The 5812-nt window shown below is 71.5% G+C and carries 3 protein-coding genes; all 3 read left to right on the top strand.

From position 1 onward, the window contains the following. Positions 1 to 126 precede the first annotated feature (126 nt). The 3 genes from SACSA_RS0116335 (at position 127) to SACSA_RS0116325 (ending at position 5753) form a co-directional block, all read left to right on the top strand. Positions 127 to 1332 carry a NosD domain-containing protein gene (locus tag SACSA_RS0116335; RefSeq protein WP_019818778.1) on the top strand — a complete coding sequence of 402 codons (1206 nt, stop codon included), beginning with the start codon at positions 127 to 129 and terminating at the stop codon, positions 1330 to 1332. A 77-nt stretch (positions 1333 to 1409) separates the two neighbouring features. Further along, entirely contained in the window at positions 1410 to 4328 is a 2919-nt protein-coding gene (locus SACSA_RS0116330; protein ID WP_019818777.1) for a GH32 C-terminal domain-containing protein, read from the top strand. A gap of 117 nt (positions 4329 to 4445) precedes the next feature. Further along, the gene (locus SACSA_RS0116325; protein WP_019818776.1) at positions 4446 to 5753 is read left to right on the top strand and encodes an ABC transporter substrate-binding protein; all 1308 of its coding nucleotides are present in this window, start codon (positions 4446 to 4448) and stop codon (positions 5751 to 5753) included. Positions 5754 to 5812 lie beyond the last annotated feature (59 nt).

Genomic DNA, 5812 nt, shown 5'->3' with positions numbered 1-5812 from the left:
CTGCCCCGCGGCGGGCGGGCCACCGAACCCGCACCGGCGGCCCCGGAGCGGAGCCGCCCGCGCCCGCCGCACAACACGCTCATCGGAGTCGTCTGACGATCCCGCCCGCGAACGGAAGGAACCGCCGTGTCGACCCTCTACGATGTCACGACCTGGACGCACTCAAGCGATTCGTCGATCACCTGCTTCACCGATGTCGGCGCGCTGATCAACGACATCATCGCCGACGTCAAGAGGCAACAGCCCGACCAGGAGGCCAAGCCGGGCGCGGTGATCTACCTGCCGCCCGGCGACTATCCGCTGCGGACGCGCGTCCTGGTGGACGTGAGCTACCTGACGATCAAGGGCTCCGGCCACGGCTTCACCTCGTCGAGCATCCGCTACAACAGCGGGGACACCTCGGACTGGCACGAGATCTGGCCGGGTTCGAGCCGGATCATGGTGGACAACGACGACGGCAACGGCGAGGCCTTCCTCGTGGCCCGGTCCGGGGACCCGCGGCTGAGCTCGGTGGTGTTCGAGAACTTCTGCCTCGACGGCCTCAGCTTCGGCTCGAACGAGAACTCCTACACCAACGGCAAGACGGGCATTCTCGCCGACACGGCCAACGACGCCTTCCGCGTCGAGCGGATGGGCTTCGTCTACCTTGAGCACGCTCTGGTGGTGCGGGACGCCGACGCCCTCAGCGTGAGCGGCAACTTCATCGCCGAGTGTGGCAACTGCGTCGAGCTGATCGGCTCGGGACAGGCCAGCAAGGTGTCCGACAACCTGATCGGCGCGGGCTATGTGGGCTATTCCGTCCTCGCCGAGGGACACGTTGAGCTGCTGGTCTCCGGTAACAACATCTTCCCCCGGGGCGCCAGCCTGGTGCACCTGCGCGACACCCACCGCTCGTCGATCACCGGCAACCGGCTGCACGGGTTCTACCCGGGAATGATCGACTCCGACGGGCTGAACAAGGAGAACCTGATCAGCGGCAACCACCTCCGCAGGGAGGTCGAGCCGTGGCCGCCGATGCGGGACTACGACAACGGCAAGGACGACCTGTACGGCGTGGTCCACCTGCGGGGCGACAACAACATGGTCACCACGAACCTGATCGCGTTCCACGTCGACAGCGCCGAGATCAGCCCGTCCGGAGCCGAGCCGACCATGATCCTGATCGCCTCCGGCCACGCCAACCACGTCACCAACAATCACGTGGTGAGCAACCTGGCGTGCAACACGGTCGTGCTGGACGCCAGCACCACCGGCACCACCGTGCTCGACAGCGGCCGTACCGAGCAGGTCGTGGCGCACACGTCCGACTACACCCTCCGCCCCACCCCCTGACCGGCAGGCCCGCCGACCAGCCCGCGGCCCGCCATCCGCGTGGAGCGCGGGCCGTGACGACAGAACGGAGTTCGTCAATGGTGACGACGCACGCCCCGCGCGCCGGCCTCGTGCTGGCCTCCGCCACCGTCCTCGTCGGCGCGACGCTCGTCGCGCCCGCGCCCGCCCGGGCCGGAGACACCGTGACCTACCCCGAATTTCCCTACGAGGCCACCGACTACACCGAGCCCCACCGCGGACAGTTCCACTTCAGCCCGCGTGGCGGGTGGATGAACGACATCAATGCGCCGCTGTACTACCGGGGCGAGTACCACCTGTTCTTCCAGCACAATCCGCACGGTCTCGACTGGGACACGATGCACTGGGGACACGCGACCAGCCCCGACCTGGTGCACTGGACCCAGAAGCCGATCGCCCTCGAACCCGGGGTCCACCCGGGGAACCTGTGGTCGGGGTCCGGCGTGGTCGACACCGCGAACACCTCCGGCCTGCGCGACGGCGTCGATGACCCGATCGTGGTATTCACCGGAACCGACGGCGTGCGGGTGGCCTACAGCACCGACGGCGGTGAGACGTTCCAGAGCCATGACGACGGCCGACCGGTGGTGGTACCCGAAGGCACGAGCCGGGACGCCAAGGTGTTCTGGTACGAGCCGGACGAACGCTGGGTGATGGTGATCTGGTCCGATCACGGGGGCAACGGCGTCGACATCTACACCGCGCCGGATCTGCTGAACTGGACGTTCCGCAGCCGCGTCGACGCGCCGTGGCTGTACGAGTGCCCCGACCTGGTCGCACTGCCGGTCGACGGCGATCCGCAGCGGCGGCGGTGGGTCCTCGCCGACGCGGAGGGCGAGTACGTCGTGGGTGACTTCGACGGCACCACGTTCACCACCGACTGGACGGCGCCGCAGAAGATGGACCAGGGCCGGACCTCGTTCGACGGCGGTACCTTCTATGCCGGGCTGACCGTGTCCCACATGCCCGACGACCGCGTGGTGCAACTCGCGTGGCAGCCTTCCAACCAGGGCAGTGTGTGGACCGGCAACGCCACCTTCCCCGCCGAACTCGGCCTGCGCGGCACGCCGGAGGGCGTGCGGGTGACCCGGGAGCCCATCGACGAGATCGCCACGCTACGGACCCGCACCGAAAGCTGGTCGGACCGCACGATCACGCCCGAGGCCGCAAGCGACCCGCTGGCCGGGGTGTCCGCCGACACCTACGAGATCAGCGCCGAGTTCGACGTCGTGACCGCCACCGCCGACGAGTTCGGGCTGCGCCTGCACACCCGTTCCGACGGCACCTACGACCGGGCGGTGACCTACGACGTCGGCGCGCGGACGCTCTACGGCGCGCCGCTGCCGCCCGAGAACGGGCGCGTGCGGATGCGCCTGCTCGTCGACCGGGGACAGCTCGCGATCTTCGGCAACGACGGCGCGCTGTCCTACTCGGACAACGTCGACTTCGACTCCGCGCAGGGAAGCCGCGGGGTGAGCGTGTTCGCCACGGGCGGGGAGGTCGAGCTGGTCTCCCTGAAACTGCACCACCTTGCCTCGGCCTGGCGGGAGAGCGAGGCGGAGGCGACGCTGCGCGGCAACCTCGGACCCTGGCACGCCGTGGGCGGCACCTGGACCGACATCGCGGCGGGCAAACGCGGCACCGCCTCCGGTGACGCGTTCTACCTCGGCGAGCGGGTCGAGTCCGACTTCACCTACGACGCCGACCTGCGCGTGCTCGACGGCGCGGCGGCCGGGGTGACCTTCCGCGCGAGCGCGGACGCCACCGAGCACTACACGGCGTCGCTGGACACCGCGGGGTTGGTCAAACTGTGGCGGCCCGGGGCCGACCTCGCCACCGCGCCGGTGCCGGTCGAAGCCGGGCGGACCTACCACGTGCGGGTGGTGGCCGAAGGGCCGCGAATCCGGGTGTACCTCGACGGGTCCGCCGAGCCGCTGATCGACGTGACCGACTCGGCCTACTCCTCCGGGCACCTCGGCGTGAACGTCTTCGACGGCACGGCGGCGGTGAACAACGCGGCCGTCGGCGCGGGCGGTGTGTGCACCAATCTCGCGGGGCCGTGGAATCCCGTCGCAGGCGACTGGACCGAGCCGTCCCGCAGGCGCCGGGGCACCGCCGCGGGGGACGGCTTCTCGCTCGCCGCCGCGACCGCGGACGATGTCACCTACAGCGGCGACGTGCGCATCGCCGCCGGTGGCGCGGCGGGGCTGACGCTCCGCGCCACCGACGACGGTTCCGGCCACTACACGGCCACGCTGGATACGGCGGGGCTGGTCAAGCTGTGGCGGCCCGGCGCCGACCTGGCGAGTGCCCCGTATCCGGTCCGGGCGGGCCGGACCCACCACCTGCGGGTGGTGGCCGAGGGACAGCGGCTCCGGGTGTTCGTGGACGGCGCGGCCGAGCCGCTGATCGACGTGGCCGACTCGGCCTACTCCTCCGGGCACCTCGGCGTGAACGTCTTCGACGGCACGGCCGACTTCGGTGCGCTCAAGGTCGGCGGGGACAGCTTCTGCGGCACCCTCGGCACCGAGTTCGACACGCTCGGCGGGAGCTGGACCTCCACGGCGGGCGGCCGGCGCGGCACCGCGTCGGGCGACGCGTTCCAGCTCAGCCGCACCACCGCCGACGACGCCCTCTACACCGGTGAGATCCGGCTCGTCGAGGGTGGCGCGGCGGGGCTGACGTTCCGGGCCACCGACGACGGTTCCGGCCACTACACGGCCACGCTGGACGCGGCGGGGCTGGTCAAACTGTGGCGGCCCGGGGCCGACCTCGCCACCGCGCCGGTACCGGTGGAGACGGGCCGGACCTATCGGCTGCGGGTCGAGGCCAGGGGAGAGCGGCTGCGGGTGTTCCTCAACGACGCCGCCGACCCGGTGCTCGACGTGACCGACGCGACCTACACGGCCGGACGGTTCGGCATGAACGTCTTCGACGGCACCGCCGAGTTCCAGGACCTCACGGCGTTCGGGGCCTGAGCCGCGAACGCCCGGACGGCACGGCGTTCGGGGTCTGAACCCCGGACGCCCGGACGGCACGGCGTTCGGGGCCTGAGCCGCGCACGCCCGACCACCCACGGATGGGAGACGACTGACATGAGAAGCGACAGCGGAGCACGCGCGGGTCTGTCGCGGCGCGGGTTCCTCCGGATCGGCGGAGCGACCGGACTCGCGGCACTGGCCACGGCGTGCGGCGCGGGTGGGGGCGCCGCGGGCGGCGGTTCCGGGCCGCTGAGCATCCTCTGCGAGGCGGGCGGCAAATCCGAGCTGACCAAGATCGCCGAGGCCTACACGCGCAGGACCGGCCGGGAGGTCACTTTCGTCGAGCTGCCCTACGAGGGTCTGTTCGACCGGCTGAACAGCGAGCTCACCTCCGGGTCCGTGTCGTTCGACCTCGCCGCGCTCGACGCGGTGTGGCTGGCGACCTTCGCCGGGGCGCTCGCCCCGCTCGACGAGCTGTTCGGCGAGCGGGTGCGCGCGGACCTGTTCCCCGCTCTGGTGCGGGAGGCGCAGGTCGACGGCACCTTCGTCGGGATGCCGGCGTGGACCAACGCCGAGGTGCTGTTCTACCGGACCGACCTGTTCGACGACCCCGGTGAGGCGCGCGCGTTCGAGCGCGAGTTCGGCCGCCCCCTGCGGCCGCCGACGACGTGGCGGGAGTTCCAGGACGCGGCGACGTTCTTCACCCGGGGCACCGACCTCTACGGCACCGACGTCAAGGGAGCCGTGGAGACCGAGTGGCTGGCACACGTGCTCCAGGCCGGTGCGGACGGGATGGTGCTCGACCGGGACGGCCGCGTCATCATCGACGACGACGCCCACCTGGCCGCGCTGCGCTTCCACAGCGACCTCGCCACCCGTCTCGGCGTGAGCCCACCGGGCGGCGCGCAGCTCGACTGGGCCGGTGCGCAGAACCTGTTCACCCAGGGCAAGACCGCCATGATGCGGTTCTGGGCGCACGCGTACCCGCTGATCGGCGAGGACTCGCCGGTGCACGGCAAGGTGGGCGTCGCACCGATGATCGGCGGCGACGCCGGGATCGGGGCGGTGCCCGGCCCGTGGTACCTGGCCGCACCCGCCTCGGGCGCGCGCACCGACCTGGCGCTGGAGTTCGTCGAGTTCGCCTACGAGAACAACGTGCTCGCCGTGGACTCGTCGCTGGGCCTTGCCGCCCGCCGCTCCGCGCTGGAGTCCTACGCCTCGGAACCCGGTTACGAGCACTTCGAGGCGCTGCTGACGACGCTGTCCGGGCCCGCCACGGCGGCCCGGCCCGCGCATCCGAGCTGGCAGCGGATCGTCGACGACGTGCTCGTGCCGACCCTGCAACGCTCCCTGACCCCGGACGCCGACTACGCCGCGCTGCTGGCGACGGCGCGCGAGGATGTGGAACGCCTTGTCCAGTAGTCTCGACCACCGGCCGCGCGCGGACGCGCCCCCGGCGCCACCGCCCCCGCGCCCCGGCG

The sequence above is a fragment of the Saccharomonospora saliphila YIM 90502 genome (genome assembly GCF_000383795.1).
In the GTDB taxonomy this organism is placed as follows: Bacteria; Actinomycetota; Actinomycetes; order Mycobacteriales; family Pseudonocardiaceae; genus Saccharomonospora; species Saccharomonospora saliphila.
Note: the sequence above shows the minus strand (reverse complement) of the source record. Positions and strands in the feature narration are given on the sequence as shown.